At 69.3% G+C, this 14,928-nt stretch carries 14 protein-coding genes; 7 read left to right on the forward strand and 7 right to left on the reverse strand.

Annotated features, from left to right (window positions below; translation table 11 throughout):
* Position 1: 1 nt before the first annotated feature.
* The 3 genes from ASE95_RS01710 to ASE95_RS01720 are packed head-to-tail and all read right to left on the reverse strand — an operon-like array spanning position 2 to position 2,426.
* Positions 2–289 (reverse strand): 2Fe-2S iron-sulfur cluster-binding protein, encoded by a 288-nt coding sequence (locus tag ASE95_RS01710; protein WP_056630586.1) that lies wholly within the window; start codon positions 287–289, stop codon positions 2–4.
* A complete protein-coding gene (locus ASE95_RS01715) occupies positions 286–1,365 on the reverse strand; it encodes a cysteine desulfurase family protein (RefSeq protein ID WP_056632943.1) in 1,080 nt (359 codons plus the stop codon). Before ASE95_RS01715 ends, ASE95_RS01710 begins: the two co-directional genes overlap by 4 nt.
* Positions 1,362–2,426, reverse strand: a complete 1,065-nt coding sequence (locus ASE95_RS01720) for a cysteine desulfurase family protein (protein ID WP_056630589.1) — start codon at positions 2,424–2,426, stop codon at positions 1,362–1,364. Before ASE95_RS01720 ends, ASE95_RS01715 begins: the two co-directional genes overlap by 4 nt.
* Before the next feature lie 73 nt (positions 2,427–2,499).
* Here ASE95_RS01720 and ASE95_RS01725 point away from each other — a divergent pair, with 73 nt between their 5' ends.
* A complete protein-coding gene (locus ASE95_RS01725; protein ID WP_056630591.1) occupies positions 2,500–3,156 on the forward strand; it encodes an alpha/beta hydrolase in 657 nt (218 codons plus the stop codon).
* Positions 3,157–3,635: 479 nt separating this feature from the next.
* Here ASE95_RS01725 and ASE95_RS01730 read toward each other — a convergent pair whose 3' ends face one another.
* Together ASE95_RS01730 and ASE95_RS01735 are read right to left on the reverse strand one after the other, a co-directional pair.
* Positions 3,636–3,815 carry a hypothetical protein gene (locus ASE95_RS01730; protein ID WP_056630594.1) on the reverse strand — a complete coding sequence of 60 codons (180 nt, stop codon included), beginning with the start codon at positions 3,813–3,815 and terminating at the stop codon, positions 3,636–3,638.
* Positions 3,812–4,774: a threonine ammonia-lyase gene (locus ASE95_RS01735; protein ID WP_056630597.1), complete on the reverse strand. Its 963-nt coding sequence runs from the start codon at positions 4,772–4,774 to the stop codon at positions 3,812–3,814. The genes ASE95_RS01730 and ASE95_RS01735 overlap by 4 nt, the downstream gene beginning before the upstream one ends.
* A gap of 149 nt (positions 4,775–4,923) precedes the next feature.
* Here ASE95_RS01735 and ASE95_RS01740 point away from each other — a divergent pair, with 149 nt between their 5' ends.
* The 4 genes from ASE95_RS01740 (at position 4,924) to ASE95_RS01755 (ending at position 8,882) form a co-directional block, all read left to right on the forward strand.
* Positions 4,924–6,156 (forward strand): type III PLP-dependent enzyme, encoded by a 1,233-nt coding sequence (locus ASE95_RS01740; RefSeq protein WP_056630601.1) that lies wholly within the window; start codon positions 4,924–4,926, stop codon positions 6,154–6,156.
* A 109-nt stretch (positions 6,157–6,265) separates the two neighbouring features.
* Positions 6,266–7,321: a 1,9-bis(guanidino)-5-aza-nonane synthase gene (locus tag ASE95_RS01745; RefSeq protein ID WP_056630604.1), complete on the forward strand. Its 1,056-nt coding sequence runs from the start codon at positions 6,266–6,268 to the stop codon at positions 7,319–7,321.
* A 62-nt stretch (positions 7,322–7,383) separates the two neighbouring features.
* Positions 7,384–7,809: an MAPEG family protein gene (locus tag ASE95_RS01750; RefSeq protein ID WP_056630607.1), complete on the forward strand. Its 426-nt coding sequence runs from the start codon at positions 7,384–7,386 to the stop codon at positions 7,807–7,809.
* Between the two features lie 119 nt (positions 7,810–7,928).
* The gene (locus ASE95_RS01755; protein WP_056630610.1) at positions 7,929–8,882 is read left to right on the forward strand and encodes an alpha/beta hydrolase; all 954 of its coding nucleotides are present in this window, start codon (positions 7,929–7,931) and stop codon (positions 8,880–8,882) included.
* Here the strand turns inward: ASE95_RS01755 and ASE95_RS01760 are convergent.
* Both ASE95_RS01760 and ASE95_RS01765 read right to left on the reverse strand, forming a co-directional pair.
* Complete coding sequence (locus ASE95_RS01760) at positions 8,863–10,584, reverse strand: asparagine synthetase B family protein (protein WP_056630613.1); 1,722 nt, start codon at positions 10,582–10,584, stop codon at positions 8,863–8,865. The two genes, ASE95_RS01755 and ASE95_RS01760, sit on opposite strands and share 20 nt — an antisense overlap.
* Before the next feature lie 99 nt (positions 10,585–10,683).
* On the reverse strand, positions 10,684–11,754 hold the full coding sequence (locus ASE95_RS01765; protein WP_056630616.1) for a LacI family DNA-binding transcriptional regulator: 1,071 nt from the start codon (positions 11,752–11,754) through the stop codon (positions 10,684–10,686).
* 114 nt (positions 11,755–11,868) lie between these two features.
* Between ASE95_RS01765 and ASE95_RS01770 the strand changes: the two genes are divergently transcribed.
* Both ASE95_RS01770 and ASE95_RS01775 read left to right on the forward strand, forming a co-directional pair.
* Entirely contained in the window at positions 11,869–12,864 is a 996-nt protein-coding gene (locus ASE95_RS01770; protein WP_235528124.1) for an alpha/beta hydrolase, read from the forward strand.
* On the forward strand, positions 12,861–14,924 hold the full coding sequence (locus ASE95_RS01775) for a TonB-dependent receptor (RefSeq protein WP_327196690.1): 2,064 nt from the start codon (positions 12,861–12,863) through the stop codon (positions 14,922–14,924). The genes ASE95_RS01770 and ASE95_RS01775 overlap by 4 nt, the downstream gene beginning before the upstream one ends.
* The last annotated feature ends 4 nt before the right edge of the window (positions 14,925–14,928 follow it).

The following is a 14,928-nucleotide window of genomic DNA, read 5'->3' on the forward strand; positions in this document are numbered from 1 at the left end:
TCTATGGTAAGGTAACGGACAGCTTGTCTAGCGCGGGCGTCAGGACGATCTGGCACGCCAGCCGGCTGGTCCGCCGTGCATCGCCGACCAAGTCGAGCATGTCCTCTTCCTCCTCGCGGGCGGGCGGCAGTCGTTCGAACCACTCAGCCGCGATAACGACATGGCAGGTCGCGCACGCCAGATCGCCGTTGCACGTGCCCTCCAGCGCCAGCCCGTTGCGCCGCGCGACATCCAGCAACCGCTCACCCGTCGTTGCCGGCCATTCCCGGCCGTCGACCATCACCTTCATGCCGTCACCCGTTGCGCATCCGCCGCCGCCGCCAGTCGGTCGAGCGCCGTCGCCAGTTCCGCCTCGCTCGTATAGCGGCCGAAACCGATCCGGATCGTGGTGCGCGCTTCGGCGTCCGACAGCCCGATCGCGCGCAGCACATGACTGGTCCGCCCCGATCCGCTCGCGCACGCCGATCCCGCCGAGAACGCCACATCGCGCACGTCGCTCATCAGCCGCGCGACATCCAGCCCATCGCGGCGCACGCTGACATTGCCCGGCCAGCGCCCGTCGACCGCTCCGTTCATCGTCCACCCCGCCAACCGCTCGCGCACCACCGCGAACAACCGCGCGACATGCGCCGCATTCGCCGCAAGCCCCGCCTTCGCCAGCACCGCCGCCGCACCGAAGCCCGCGCACAATGCCGGGCTCAGCGTGCCCGATCGACCGCCTTCCTGATCGCCGCCGTGCAGCAGTGGCGCGATCGTCACGCCATCGCGCAGCCACAGCGCGCCGATGCCCTTCGGCCCGTGGATCTTGTGCGCGGACACCGCCACCATGTCGCACGCCTCGGGGATCGCCACCCGCCCGAAGCCCTGCACCGCATCGCACAGCAACAGCGCACCCGTCGGGCGCACCGCCGCCGCGATCTCTTCGACCGGCTGGATCGTCCCGATCTCGTTGTTGACCAGCATCACCGCCACCAGCCGCGCGTCGGTGTCACGTACCGCCTGCGCCACCGCCGCCGGATCGACCCGGCCCGCGCGATCGACCGGCAGCACCACGCGCTTCCGCCCGCTTGCCGCGACCGTGTCCAGCACAGCGGCATGTTCGGTCGCCTGCGTGACGATCGCGCGGTCGCTGCCCTTGATCGCCCAGTTCAGCGCCTCGGTCGCGCCGCTGGTGAACACCACCCGTCCGCCCGACGGCATCAACGCGGCGACATGCGCGCGCGCTACCTCCACCGCCGCTTTCGCCATCCGTCCCGGGCGGTGCGGCGAATGCGGATTTGCGTGGCCGTCGCGCAACCACGGCATCATCGCGTCAAGCGCCTCGGGGGCGAGCGGCGTCGTCGCCTGGTAATCGAGGTACGTCACGCCACGAACCGCGCCGTCGCGCGCGCGACCGCCCGCCACGCCGCGACGAACTGCGCCACATCCTCATCGATGGTCGTCCGCCCGAAGCTGACCCGCACCACCTCGCGCGACGCCTCTTCGGTCCAGCCCATCGCGCGCAGCACGTGGCTGGGCTTCAGGCTGCCGCTCGCGCACGCGCTGCCCGCCGACACCGCCACGCCCTCCATATCGAACCGGATCAGCTGCGCCGCCGATCCTACGCCCGGCATCCGGTACGCCCCGATCGCAGGGTGCCGTTCCGCCTCCCCGGCGACCACCTCGCCCCCGGACCGCCGGATCGCATCGTCCAGTTGCGCGCGGCGTTCGTGATGGTCCGGCTCCGGCTCCGCAAGCGCGGCGGCATGGCCCAGCACGCCGGGTAGATTCTCGGTGCCCGGCCGATAGCCGCGCTCCTGCCCGCCGCTGGGATGCAACAGCGCCACGTCGCGGACCAGCAGCGCCCCGGTGCCCGGCGGTCCGCCACGCTTGTGCGCGGACAGCGCGACGAAATCCGCCACCTCGGCCAGTTCGTCGCCCGCGGGCATCTGCGCGGCGTCGACCAGCAACCATCCGCCCGCGTCGTGCACCGCTGCGGCGATGGCGGCGATCGGCTGCTTCACCCCCGTCTCGCTGTTACACCATTGCACCGCCACCAACGTGTCGCGCACGTCGCACAGCGTGCCCGGATCGATCCGCCCGGACGCATCCACCGCCAGCACCCGCGCCTGCCCCGCGGCGCGCAGCACCGCATCATGCTCGACGGCCGATATCGCGCGCTTCGTCGCGGTGCACCGCCCCAGCGCGATCGCCAGCGACTCGCTCGCCCCGCCGGTCAGCAGCACCTCGTGCTTCCAGCCATAGGCCGTCGCGATCCACTCCCGTGCCGCTTCCAGTGCGGCGCGCGCGCGGCGTCCTGCGGCATGCGGCGAAGAAGGATTGGCCCACATCGCCATGCCTTCGGCCACCGCGGCGATCGCGGCGGAGGTCATCGGGGTCGTGGCGGCGTGGTCGAGATACAGCGGCTCGGTCAAGACACATTCCATTTTCGGCGGTCTGGCTTATATAGCGCGCTTCCCGCCGGCCCCAAACGCCCGCCGCCCCATTACTAAGGTTGCCATGCCCGAAGTCATCTTTCCCGGACCCGAAGGCCGTATTGAGGGGCGCTTCGCTCCCGGGCCGCGTCCGCGCGCGCCCGTCGCGATGATCCTCCACCCGCATCCCAATGCGGGCGGCACGATGAACAACAAGATCGTGCAGGAACTCTACAAGACGTTCCAGCGCCGTGGTTTCGCCACGTTGCGCTTCAATTTTCGCGGCGTGGGCAAAAGCCAGGGCGTGTTCGACAATGGCGTCGGCGAATTGTCGGACGCCGCCTCCGCGCTCGACTGGGTGCAAAGCTTCCATCCCGAAGCGCAGACGACGTGGATCGCCGGCTTCTCGTTCGGCGCGTGGATCGGCATGCAGTTGCTGATGCGCCGCCCGGAAATCCGCGGCTTCATCTCGATTGCCCCGCCGGCCAACCTCTACGACTTCTCGTTCCTGGCCCCATGCCCCTCTTCGGGCATCATCATCCAGGGCGCGGAGGACGAGGTGGCCACTCCGCTCGCCTCGCAGAAGCTGGTCGACAAGCTGCGCACGCAAAAGCACATCACGATCCACCACGACGTGATCCCGCGCGCCAACCACTTCTTCGAACACGAGATGCCGGACCTGATGCGCTCGGTCGACAATTACCTCGACATGCGGCTGGACCCCAACTCGCCGATCAAGTGAAGCCGATGGGCGCGGGTCGGCCACGCCGATCCGCGCCTCGGGTCGGTCGGGCCAGCGATGTCGCGCGCCAACCAACACGGCTGGCTTTGCCCGCGGCGAACTCTCACGTCCGGAGCGACGTGCACCGGCTCGTCGCTCCCGACATGATCCTGTCTCCGCCGTCCCGTGGCGACGTCGCATATCGCGGCGCTCTGCCAGCACGGCGCGCGGCGCGACCGCCCGAAAGCCGCCGTTCGCGCACGCCCTCCCGCAACCGCCCCCCCCCCCGGCTGTCCTACAAGCCAGCGCCTCGCGTACTAACGACGACGATGCTTCGCCCTCGCTCTCGCCGCGCCGCGCACCGCCTGCTTACGTCACCATCGCCTCAACATTCGCAACATTCGCGTCAGCACGACGGTGGCCGGCACCTCGACATGCGCCACTTTCACGCCGGCGCGATACCCGCCACTGTGTCAACATTCGCAACATTCGCGCCGCGCTCACATCGTCCAGATCAGCACGTTGCCGACCAGCACCGCGGCCATTACCAGCATCAACACGCCCTTCCGCGGGTCGCGCCCCTTCACGATCAACCAGCCGCCGCCGATCGCGCAGGCGAACGCCGCCAGCATCGCCACCACCGGCGCGACCCCGGCGATCCCGTCCAGCGCGCCGTTCATGCCGCCTCTCCCGCCAGGACGCGGGCATATGCGGCCATGTCGACGTTACCGCCCGACAGCACCACCAGCATCCCCGGCTCGACCGGCACCCTGCCCGTCAGTACGGCAGCCAGCGCCACCGCGCCGCCCGGCTCCACCACCAGCCGCAGGTGCGCCGCGGCCCAGCGTTGCGCCTCGCGCACGTCCGGTTCGCTCACCGCCACCCCGGTCGCATCGCGGCGCGACAGCACGTCGAACGTCAACGGCGACACAAGCGTCGTCTGCAAGGCATCGCACGCGGTCCGCGGCGGGTTGGCAACGACCGGCTCGATCCAGCTCGCCTCCAGGCTGCGGCGCATGTCGTCCCAGCCCTCCGGTTCGACCACCGTCATCCGCGCATCGGGCAGCGCCAGCGCCATGCCCGCCGCCAGCCCACCGCCTCCGCACGGCACCACCACATGGCGCGGCGCGCCCAGTCCGGCGGCGGTCATCTGCGCCGCCGCCTCGATACCGGCGCTGCCCTGCCCTTCGATCACCCATGGATCGTCGAAGCTGGGCACCAGCGTCGCGCCGCGCGCCTCCGCCAGCCGCGCCGCGATCGCCTCGCGCGATTCGGTGGCGCGATCGTACGTCACCACCTCCGCACCCAGCGCCAGCGTCGCCTCCCGCTTCGCGGCCGGTGCGTCGCCGGGCATTACCACCGTCGCCGCCATCCCCAGCCGCCGCGCCGCCCACGCGATCCCCTGCGCATGATTCCCGGACGAGAATGCCACCACCCCACGGCGTCGCGCATCCTCGCTCAGGGCCGTCAGCCGGTGCCATGCGCCGCGCACCTTGAACGCGCCGACCGGCTGCAGACATTCCGCCTTAAATGCGACATGTATGCCGTTGATTTCAGCGTAGAAGATCGGCGTCGCGGCAAGGATCGCCGCTACCTTGGCCGCCGCGTCGCGGACCCCGGCTCGTGTTGGCTGTCGCATTATCGTCACAAATGAACCTTTCGTCGCAAAGGCCACTTTACAATGCGCCCCGGCGATCATATTTCGCGCCTCCGCTGCCCCATGGGACTTCCAACCGCAAGGCAGCTTTTTGTCACCGTATGCCGAAAGGCAATTGGAGGTCCCTTGAGTTGCACCAGCATCATCGCGCGCTGGGGTTAGCACCCCTTTCGACCGTCTCCGCCGATCACGTCGCCGGGGCCATCGACATCGCTAATCGGCGACCGGTCCAGCCGGTCACGATCGTTCGTCCGCACGCCGCGGCACGGGCCGCCCGCTTCTTTACGGAGAAGTTTCCGGGCCGTACCATGTATGCGGTCAAGGCGAACCCAAGTCCGGAGCTGCTACGCACGCTCTATGACAACGGCGTGACGTCCTACGACGTCGCCTCGATCGCCGAGGTGCGACTGGTCGCCCGCACGTTGCCGGGCGCGACCCTGTGCTTCATGCACCCGGTCAAGGCTGAGGAAGCGATCGCCGAGGCGTATTTTACGCACGGCGTCCGCACCTTCTCGCTCGACAGCATGGAAGAGCTGGCGAAAATCGTCCGTGCCACGCGCGGCGCGGCGGACCTCACGCTGTGCGTCCGGCTGCGCGTGTCGTCGGAGCATTCGAAGCTCAGCTTGGGCGCGAAGTTCGGCGTCGCGCCGGACGAGGCCAAGGAACTGCTGCTCGCCACGCGCCAGGTCGCCGACGCGCTCGGCATCTGCTTCCACGTCGGCTCGCAGGCGATGACCCCGGATGCCTATGGCAATGCGATGGAGCGTGTTCGCCAGGCGATCGTGTCCGCGGCGGTGACGGTCGACGTCATCGACGTCGGCGGTGGTTTCCCCTCGGTCTATCCGGGAATGAACCCGCCGCCGCTGGAGCGGTATTTCGAAACCATCCACCGTGCGTTCGAAAGCCTGCCGATCAGCTATTCTGCGGAATTGTGGGCGGAACCGGGCCGTGCGCTCAGTGCTGAGTACAGTTCGGTCGTGGTGCGCGTCGAGCGTCGCCGGGGCGAGGAACTGTACATCAACGATGGTGCATATGGCGCGTTGTTCGATGCCGCTCATATCGGCTGGCGCTATCCGGTGGCGCTGTTGCGCGAACCCGAGTCGATGGTTCGCGATCATGCGTTCAGCTTCTGGGGTCCGACCTGCGACGACCTCGATCACATGCCGGGGCCGTTCCCGCTGCCCGCGGACGTGAACACCGGGGATTATATCGAAGTCGGGATGCTCGGCGCATATGGCGCGGCGATGCGCACCGCCTTCAACGGCTTTACATCGGACGAGACGGTGATCGCCACCGACGAACCGATGGAGTCGCTCTACATCGCGTTGCCGCAACAGGTTACCGGCAACGTCGTGAAGCTGTAACGCAACGGCTTCAGTGATCCGGTGGCGGCGTGCGGATGTCCCGCGCGCCGCCGTCGTGCGGGTCTTCGCGTCCCCTTTGAACGACGTGTATTTCCCTATGGGAGCACCCATGACCGACACCAAGATCAACGATCATCGCAAGGCCGAGCTGCTGTCCAAGCAGGTCAAGCACATCGATATCAAAAGCTTCGACGCGCGCCCGATCGTCGATGCGATGAGCGACATGAGCTTCACCAGCCGCGACCTCGGCCGCGCGACGAAGATCTACAATCAGATGCTGGGCGACAAGGACTGCACCGTGGTGCTGGTCATCGCCGGGTCCACCTCGGCCGGCGGCTGCATGGATCTCTATGCCGAACTCGTCCGCAACAACATGGTCGACGTGATCGTCGCCACGGGCGCGACGATCGTCGACATGGATTTCTTCGAAGGGCTCGGCCACAAGCATTATCAGGCGCTGGAGGTGCCGGACGACGACACGCTGCGCTCGCTGTACATCGACCGTATCTACGACACGTACATCGACGAGGAGCAGCTTCAGGACTGCGACCACACGATCTACGAGATCTGCAACCGGATCGAGCCGAAAGCCTATTCGTCGCGCGCGTTCATCCGCGAGATGGGCAAGTACCTGGTCGAGAACGGCAAGAAGGAGAACAGCCTCGTCAAGCTCGCCTATGAGCATGACGTGCCGATCTTCTGCCCGGCCTTCGTGGACAGCTCGGCAGGCTTCGGCCTCGTCAAGCATCAGGTCGACAATGCCAAGGCCGGCAAGCCGTACCTGATGATCGACGCGGTCGCCGACTTCCGCGAACTCACCGACATCAAGATCAAGGCCGGCACCACCGGTCTGCTGATGATCGGCGGCGGTGTGCCGAAGAACTTCATCCAGGATACGGTCGTCTGCGCCGAAATCCTCGGTCATGAGGATGTCGAGGTGCACAAATACGCGGTGCAGATCACCGTCGCCGACGTTCGCGACGGCGCCTGCTCGTCCTCGACGCTTCAGGAAGCGGCCAGCTGGGGCAAGGTGAACACCGGCATCGAACAGATGGTGTTCGCGGAAGCCGGCTCGGTCATGCCGCTGCTCGCATCCGACGCCTACCACCGCGGCCTGTGGAAGGACCGCCCGGTCCGCAAGTGGGCGTCGATCTTCGACAAGTGATGTTGCGCCCGCGGGCGGATTGAGACAGCCTCCCCCGGCGACGCTCCGGGGGAGGCTTTTTCTTGCACAGCGACATCCTGCGCCCGATGGTGGTGCTGATCGGCTGGACGCTGGTGATGCTCGCGTGGATGATCGCCACCCGCATGCCGGCGATGAAGGCCGCCGGGATCGATCTGCGCACGCTGATCGGCAGCAAGGGCACCGATGCCGATCGCGCACTGCCCGCACATGCGCAGTGGAAGGCCCACAATTACAACCACCTGATGGAACAGCCCACGCTGTTCTACGCCGTGTGCACCGTCATCGCGCTCGGCGGAACCGGCAACGGCGTCAATGCATGGCTTGCCTGGGGCTATGTGATCGTGCGGGTGGTGCACAGCGCGCTGCAGGCGACCGTCAACCGCGTCGCGCCGCGGTTCGCCTTGTTCCTGCTCTCCAGTCTGCTCCTGGCTGCGCTGACCCTACACGCCGTCATGGCCGTCTTCTGAGCGACCGGATCTATCGTCGCCGCAACGATGCGCCGAACCGCAGTTGCGATACTCCACCGTTGCACCCACGGGCGACCATGCCATAACCCGCACCGACAAAACGACGAAGGGACAAGAGGATGCGCATCGATCGACGGGCGATGATCGGCGGAGCCGCCGGTCTCGTGACCCTTGCCGCCGCCTCCGATGCGCTGGCGCAGGGCACCACCGACACGGCATGGCCGCCGCGCGAGCATTTCCGCCTCTGGCCGAAGCAACCGCCCAACAGCCCGCGCCGCCTCCCGACGCCCAATAACGAGATGAGCGGCCAGCCACCGCGTCGCGAACTCCACCTGCGCGGAGTCGCGGATCCCGTCGTCGCCATCTACCGCCCCGCGAAGCCCGACGGCCGCGCACTGCTCGCGATCCCCGGCGGCGGCTACCGCTTCCTCTCGGTCGAGAACGAAGGCATCAACGTCGCGAAGACCTTCAACCCGCTCGGCGTCACCGTGTTCGTCCTTGCCTATCGTCTACCCGGCGAGGGCTGGCTGGAGCCGCAGGACGTGCCGCTACAGGATGCGCAGCGCGCGATGCGGCTGATCCGCGCCCGCGCCGCTGATTTCGCGATCGATCCCGCCGGGCTCGGCGTCGTGGGTTTTTCGGCTGGCGGGCTGCTCGCCGCCAGCATCGCCACCGCCTTCATCGATCCGGTGTATGATCGCATCGACGCCGCCGACGAGATCCTCGCACGCCCGGCTTATGCCGGGCTGGTCTATCCGGTGATCTCGGGTGACATGATGCGCGTCGGCACGCTCGGCGCGGCGCGCTTCGACACCGATCGCCGTGTGAACCGCGGCACCCCGCCGATCTTCATCGTCCATGCACTGGACGATCCGGTCGTCCCCGCGGCACAGCCGATGGCGATGATGGCCGCCTGCCAGCGCGCGCAAGTGCCGGTCGAGGCGCATTTCCTCCAGCAGGGCGGCCATGGCTTCGGCCCCGCCTACCTGCCGCCCGAACTGCCCGGATCGCATTGGCCGCAATTGTTCGACCTGTGGATCAAGCGCACGCTGGCTACCCGAACAACCGGCTGAGGCTCCGCTCGAGCACCAGCAGCCGCCACAGCAGCATTTGATGGTCGGCTTGCCCGGCGCGATGCTCGGCGACTAGCCGTGCGATCCGGTCGAGGTCGAACCACCCTAGTTCGACCAGCAACCGAGATCGCGCTATCGCCTCGCCTGCCGGCCCGCGCAGCCATGCCCCGATCGGCGATGCCGGCGCGCCGACCGGCATCGGCGGCAAATGCCGCGCCAGCGCGACCGAAAGCGGTGACACCTTCGCACACCGTATCGCCCGTGGCAGGTGCTGTATGAACGTCACCAGCCGATGGTCGGCAAACGGGGCCCGCCATTCCACACCCGCCGCCATCCCGGCGCGATCGGCGATCGTCAGGGCTTCGGCGGGCAAGCGGATCGCCAGATCGGCCCGCATTGCCGCATCAAGCGGATCGCCCTTCGTCAACCACGCTGCAAACCTCGCTTCAGGGCGATGATCCGCCAGCATGCGCCGGCCCTCGACACTCCACACGTCGTTCCGCACGCCGCGCGGCGGCATTCCGGACGCAGTGCCATGATCCCCCTCGGCCGTGCCCAGCAACGTCGCGCCCCAGCGCGGCAGCCATCCCGCACGCCGCACGCGCTCCCGCTGTGCGAAGCCGCGCCACCGCGATCCCCCCATCACCAGCGCCGCACCCGTCCCCGCCATCGCGACCGCACCGTCGCACCGCGCGCCACGCGCCGCCGGCAGCGCGACGATCGCCTCGGCCGCGGCGACCGGCTCATCGAACGCCGCCACCAACGCCGACAGCGACGCTGCCATGTCACCCACCGCCACGATGCGGTGTGCGGTCGCGAACCGCGCCGCCACGCCCGCCGCGGCCTCGTCGACCGCCACGGTGCGCACCGCCTTCGCGCTCGCCTCGGCCAGCAGCGCCACGACCGCCGCATCCGCCGCATCCCCGAGCAGCAACGCACCCGGGATCGCACCGGCCGTAGTACGCGCCACGGCAGCGCGGATTTCGGGAAGCAGCGCGTCTGACGCGCTCGGCGCACCATCGCGCATGTGCCACCACCGCCGCGGTGCCCGCCAGCCGCGCCCACGTTCCACCAGCAGGAAGTGCGCTGCCGGCAGCTTCTGCACGCCGGCAATCACGCAGGCGTCGTCGGGCACATGCCCCAGCGCCAGATAATCGTCGATCGCCGCCGCATCGGGCGCCCGTCGCAACAACGGATGCGCCAGCAAACCCTTCAGCTCGGACGCGAAAGCCAGCGCGCCGTCCGGCAGCACCGCATAATGCAGCGGCTTCGCGCCCAATCGGTCCCGCGCCAGGAACAGCGTCTGCGTCGCCGCATCGTGGACGACGATCGCAAAGGCACCTTCCAGCCGGTCGAGCAGCGCCGGCCCCCATGCCGCGAAACCGTGCAGCACGACTTCCGCATCTCCCCCGCCAGCGATTGCCTGCCCCGACGCCAGCAGTTCCTCGCGCAGCGCGTCGTGGTTCAGGATCGTCCCGTCCAGCATCGCGGCATAGCGCAGGTCGGGTGTCGCGACCGGCTGGCGCGCCCCCGCTCCGCCTACCGTCGCCAGCCGGCGATGCGCGAAGCCGACACCCGGCGCGGTCCACTCGCCCGCCCCGTCCGGCCCGCGGTGCGCCATCGTCATCACCATCGCGCGCAGCCGCGCCGGATCTACCGGCTTGGGCGTGGCCGGATGGAACAGCCCGGCAATCGCTCCCATGTCAGCGCCGCCCCGCCGTCATGCCACCATGCCGCTTGCTCACCGAAGACCCATTCCCACGCCTGCCCATGCGGCGGCGGCTATCACGCGCGGCGGCGTTCAGCGACCCCGTACCGACGGGCGTCGTCGTGGTGCCGCGTCCGACCGCCGCCGCACCAGCGTATAATCCAGCGTGACATGCCTTGCCTCGCTGCGCCCCGCCTCGCGCCGGTCGAACAGCATCGTCGCGAGCAATTGCACGGCCGCGCGACTCATATCGGCGATCGGCTGGCGGATCGTGGTCAGTTCGGGCCAGATCGTCGTCGCCAGCGCGCTGTCGTCGAACCCGCACACCGTCAGATCGCCCGGTACGTCCAGCCCGCGGCGATGCGCCACCGCCACCGCGGCGGCGGCCATATCGTCGTTGCTCGCGAAGATCGCTGACGGCGGATCGCCCAGGTCGAGCAGTTCCTCGGTCGCCTCCAGCCCGGATCGGTAACTGAACAGCCCGCGCACCACCAGCGCATCGTCCAGCGGCTTGCCATGTCCGGTCAGCGCATCGCGATACCCCGCCAGCCGCTCGCCACTGGCATGAATATTGTCGTTGCCGCGGATGAAGCCGATGCGTTCGTGGCCCAGCGCCAGCAGATGCGTGGTCATCTCCCGCGCCGCGGCGCGATCGTCGATCGCGACCGCGCCGACCTGCGGCGGCGGCGCGCCGGTCGCCACCACCACGGTGGGGATGCCCGCCGCCAACAGCACGTCCAGCACGATCGGCGAATCGCACAACGGCGGTGGCAGGATGACGCCGTCGATCCCACCCCGGATCAGCTGTTCGGCCACTTCGCCCTCATGATCGCCCAGGTCGCATTTCTGCACGACCAACTGGATGTCGGATCGGCCGGCCTGATCCAGGCTGCCGAGCAGGAATGCGCTGAGATATGCCTCGCTGGGGTTACTGAACAACAATCCCATGCGCACCTGCGCCGCGCCGGCCAGTCGCCGTGCGGCGGGATTGGGCGCATAGTCCAGCTGGCGGATCGCCGCGTTCACCACTTCGCGGGTCGCGGCACGCACGTTGTTCTCGGAATTGATGACCCGCGACACCGTCATCGGCGACACGCCGGCCAGCCGCGCCACATCGGCGATCGTCGGCACCCCTGCGTGCCGCTTGCGTGTCCCCTCGCTCATCGGCCCCGCTTAGCAGGCTGGCGAACATAGGTAAGCCACTCTCGCCAATTTTGTCGATAGCGTTACCACCCCGCCGCATCTAAGCCACGGAAACGACAAGGCAGAGGGACGATTGTGGATAAGCCAAGCGACGCATTGACCCGCCGCACTATCCTTGGCGGGCTGGCCGCGGCACCGCTGGCATCCGTTCCGCTGACGTCAAACGCCGAGCCGTCCGACGGGAGCACGATCGCGCTATGGCCCGGCACCCCGCCAGGGGCACCGGCGACGCTGCCGGTTCGCAAGGTCGAGCAACGCTCCACAACACCCGGTTTCGACGATCGCTGGCTGACCGGCATCGCGATGCCGACGCTGTCCGTCCGCCGCCCCGCGAAGCCCAACGGCGCGGCGGTGATGCTGGTGCCCGGTGGCGGCTACGGCTTCCTCGCCTGGGACAATGAAGGTGAGGAACAGGCGCGCTGGCTGACCGCGCGCGGCGTCACCTGCTTCATCCTCTCCTATCGCCTGCCCGGAGAGGGCTGGCGCGATCGCGCGTCGGTCCCGCTGCAGGACGCGCAGCGCGGGCTGCGGCTGATCCGCGCCACCGCCGCCGATCACGGGGTCGATCCTGCGCGCGTCGCCGTGCTGGGCTTCTCCGCGGGCGGACATCTCGCCGGCAGCCTGGCGACCCGCCATGCCGAGCGCACCTATACGCCGGTCGACGCCGCCGACCGTCTCTCCGCACGGCCCGATCTCGCCGGGCTTGTCTACCCCGTGGTGTCGCTGGTCGAGCCGTTCACCCACGCTGGCTCGCGCGACAACCTGCTTGGCGCGGGGCCGGGCGATGCCGCACGTCGCAGCGCCTCGGTCGAGCGCCGCGTCGATGCGCAGACCCCGCCGATCTTCCTGGCGCACGCCAGCGACGACGGCCTCGTACCGATCGCCAACAGCATCGCGCTCTACCAGTCGCTGCTCGCCGCGCAGCGTCCGGCGGAATTGCACGCCTTCGATCAGGGTGGGCATGGCTTTGGCGTCCGCCTGCCCGCGACCACGCCCGCGGCCGCATGGCCACGGCTGTTCGCCGCTTACGCAGCGCGCCTCGGCATCTTTCCAGCGGTGGCGGCATCTTGATCCGCGCTACGCACCTCTCGGGCACGCTGCTGCTCGCCGTCCTCGTCGCGCCGCCCGTCGCCGCGCAGCAGGGGGAAGAGGTCGTGGTGCGGGGCCGTGGCCTGGTGCCACGACCGGGTGACAAGGCCGCATCGATCGTCTCCATCGACGCCCGACGCATCGCCGAGAACGCCAGCAACCGGCTCGAAAGCGTCCTGGCCGACGTCGCCGGATTGCAGCAGTTCCGCCGCGCCGACTCGCGCTCCGCCAACCCGACCAGCCAGGGCATCTCGCTGCGCGGCATCGGCGGCAACGCCTCCAGCCGTGCGCTCCTGATCCTGGACGGCGTGCCACAGGCCGATCCGTTCGGCGGGTGGGTGCCCTTCCCCGCTTATGCCACCGACCGCATCGGCGCGATCCGCGTCACGCGCGGCGGCGGCAGCGGTTACTTCGGCCCGGGAGCACTCGCCGGCACGGTCGAGATCGAGAGCGCCGGCCCCGCAGACCAGCCCGCACTCGCCGCCGACCTGGCCTATGGCAGCCGCAACTCGCTCGACGGGAGCGCGTCCGCGTTGCTGGAACGCGGTGCCGGCTTCGCCACGCTGTCGGCGGCCTATGCACGCGGGGATGGTTTCATCCCCACCGTCGCGGGGCAGCGCGGCCCCGCCGACCGTCCCGCCGCCTACGAGCAATTCTCCGCCGCCGCGCGCACCGTCGTCACGATCGCACCCGCCACCGAATTGCAGGCCAACGTCTCCGGCTTCACCGACACGCGCGAGCGTGGCACCGCCTTTACCCGCAACCGCAGCGAGGGGGCGGACGCCAGCGTCCGGCTGGTCGGGCGCGGAGCGCTCGGCTGGTCGGCGCTCGCCTATCTCCAGACCCGCACCTTCGCGTCGCAATTCGCCAGCGTCGATGTCGCACGCCGCACGGCGACGCAAACGCTGGACCAGTACAACACACCCGCGACCGGGGTCGGCGGCCGTCTGGAGATCGCCCCGCGTCTTGCCACCGGACGAGATCTGCGTTTTGGCGCGGACGTGCGGCGCGTCGATGGGCGGACGCAGGAAAACTACACCTATGTCGCGGGCCTGCCCACCCGCCGCCGCGTCGCCGGCGGTGCGGCGCTGACCTATGGCATGTTCGGCGACGCCAGCCTGACGGAGGGCGCGCTGACCCTTACGCTCGGCGGGCGCGTCGATCGTTGGCGATTGACCGACGGCCGCCTGCGCGAGAACACACTTGCGACCGGCGCGGTACTCACGACCAGCGACTTCGCCGACCGCAGCGGCACCGAATGGACCGGGCGCGCCGGTGCCGCCTGGACGCTCGCCGCCCCGCTCACCCTGCGCGCCTCGGCCTACCGTGGCTGGCGGTTGCCGACCCTCAACGAATTGTACCGCCCGTTCCGCGTCGGCCCCGATGCGGTCGCCGCCAACGGCGCGCTCGCGCCCGAGCGACTGACCGGGATCGACGGCGGCGTCACCCTGGCCCCGGCGGGGGGCGTGACGGTCACCGGCACGCTGTTCTGGAATCGCCTCGACAATGCGATCGCCAATGTCACCGCCGGCAGCGGCCCCGGCACCTTCCCCGGCGTCGGCTTCGTCGCCGCAGGGGGCACGTACCGCGTTCGCCAGAACCTCGCCGCGATCCGGTCGACCGGATTCGAACTCGACGCACGCTGGGATCGCGGCCCGTGGTTCGCACAGGCATCGTGGAGCCACGTCGACCCACACGTGCGCGCCACCGGCCCCGCCGCCGCGCTGGACGACCTGCGCCCGGCGCAGACCCCGCGCGACCTGGTATCGACCGCGCTCGGATGGCGACGGGATTCCGCGGCGCTTTCGGCCACGCTCCGCCACGGCGCTGCGCAGTTCGAGGACGATCAGAACACCCGCCGCCTCGCACCCGCCACCACCCTCGACGGCTATGCCGCGCTTCCGCTCACCCGCCGCCTCGCGATTGAGGCCCGGGCCGAGAATGTCTTCGACGCACGCGTGGAGGCCGGGATCAGCGGTGCCGGCATCGTCGAACGTGCGACCCCGCGTACCCTGTGGCTCGGCCTGCGCCTGCGTTCCTGATGAC

This window comes from Sphingomonas sp. Leaf231 (genome assembly GCF_001421995.1).
In the GTDB taxonomy this organism is placed as follows: domain Bacteria; phylum Pseudomonadota; class Alphaproteobacteria; order Sphingomonadales; family Sphingomonadaceae; genus Sphingomonas.

What these genes read in the sequence shown, in the direction of transcription:
- ASE95_RS01710 (WP_056630586.1), bottom strand. Translation starts at nt 289, where the DNA reads ATGAAGGTGATGGTCGACGGCCGGGAATGGCCGGCAACGACGGGTGAG.
- ASE95_RS01720 (WP_056630589.1), bottom strand. Translation starts at nt 2,426, where the DNA reads ATGGAATGTGTCTTGACCGAGCCGCTGTATCTCGACCACGCCGCCACG.
- ASE95_RS01725 (WP_056630591.1), top strand. Translation starts at nt 2,500, where the DNA reads ATGCCCGAAGTCATCTTTCCCGGACCCGAAGGCCGTATTGAGGGGCGC.
- ASE95_RS01730 (WP_056630594.1), bottom strand. Translation starts at nt 3,815, where the DNA reads ATGAACGGCGCGCTGGACGGGATCGCCGGGGTCGCGCCGGTGGTGGCG.
- ASE95_RS01735 (WP_056630597.1), bottom strand. Translation starts at nt 4,774, where the DNA reads ATGCGACAGCCAACACGAGCCGGGGTCCGCGACGCGGCGGCCAAGGTA.
- ASE95_RS01745 (WP_056630604.1), top strand. Translation starts at nt 6,266, where the DNA reads ATGACCGACACCAAGATCAACGATCATCGCAAGGCCGAGCTGCTGTCC.
- ASE95_RS01755 (WP_056630610.1), top strand. Translation starts at nt 7,929, where the DNA reads ATGCGCATCGATCGACGGGCGATGATCGGCGGAGCCGCCGGTCTCGTG.
- ASE95_RS01760 (WP_056630613.1), bottom strand. Translation starts at nt 10,584, where the DNA reads ATGGGAGCGATTGCCGGGCTGTTCCATCCGGCCACGCCCAAGCCGGTA.
- ASE95_RS01765 (WP_056630616.1), bottom strand. Translation starts at nt 11,754, where the DNA reads ATGAGCGAGGGGACACGCAAGCGGCACGCAGGGGTGCCGACGATCGCC.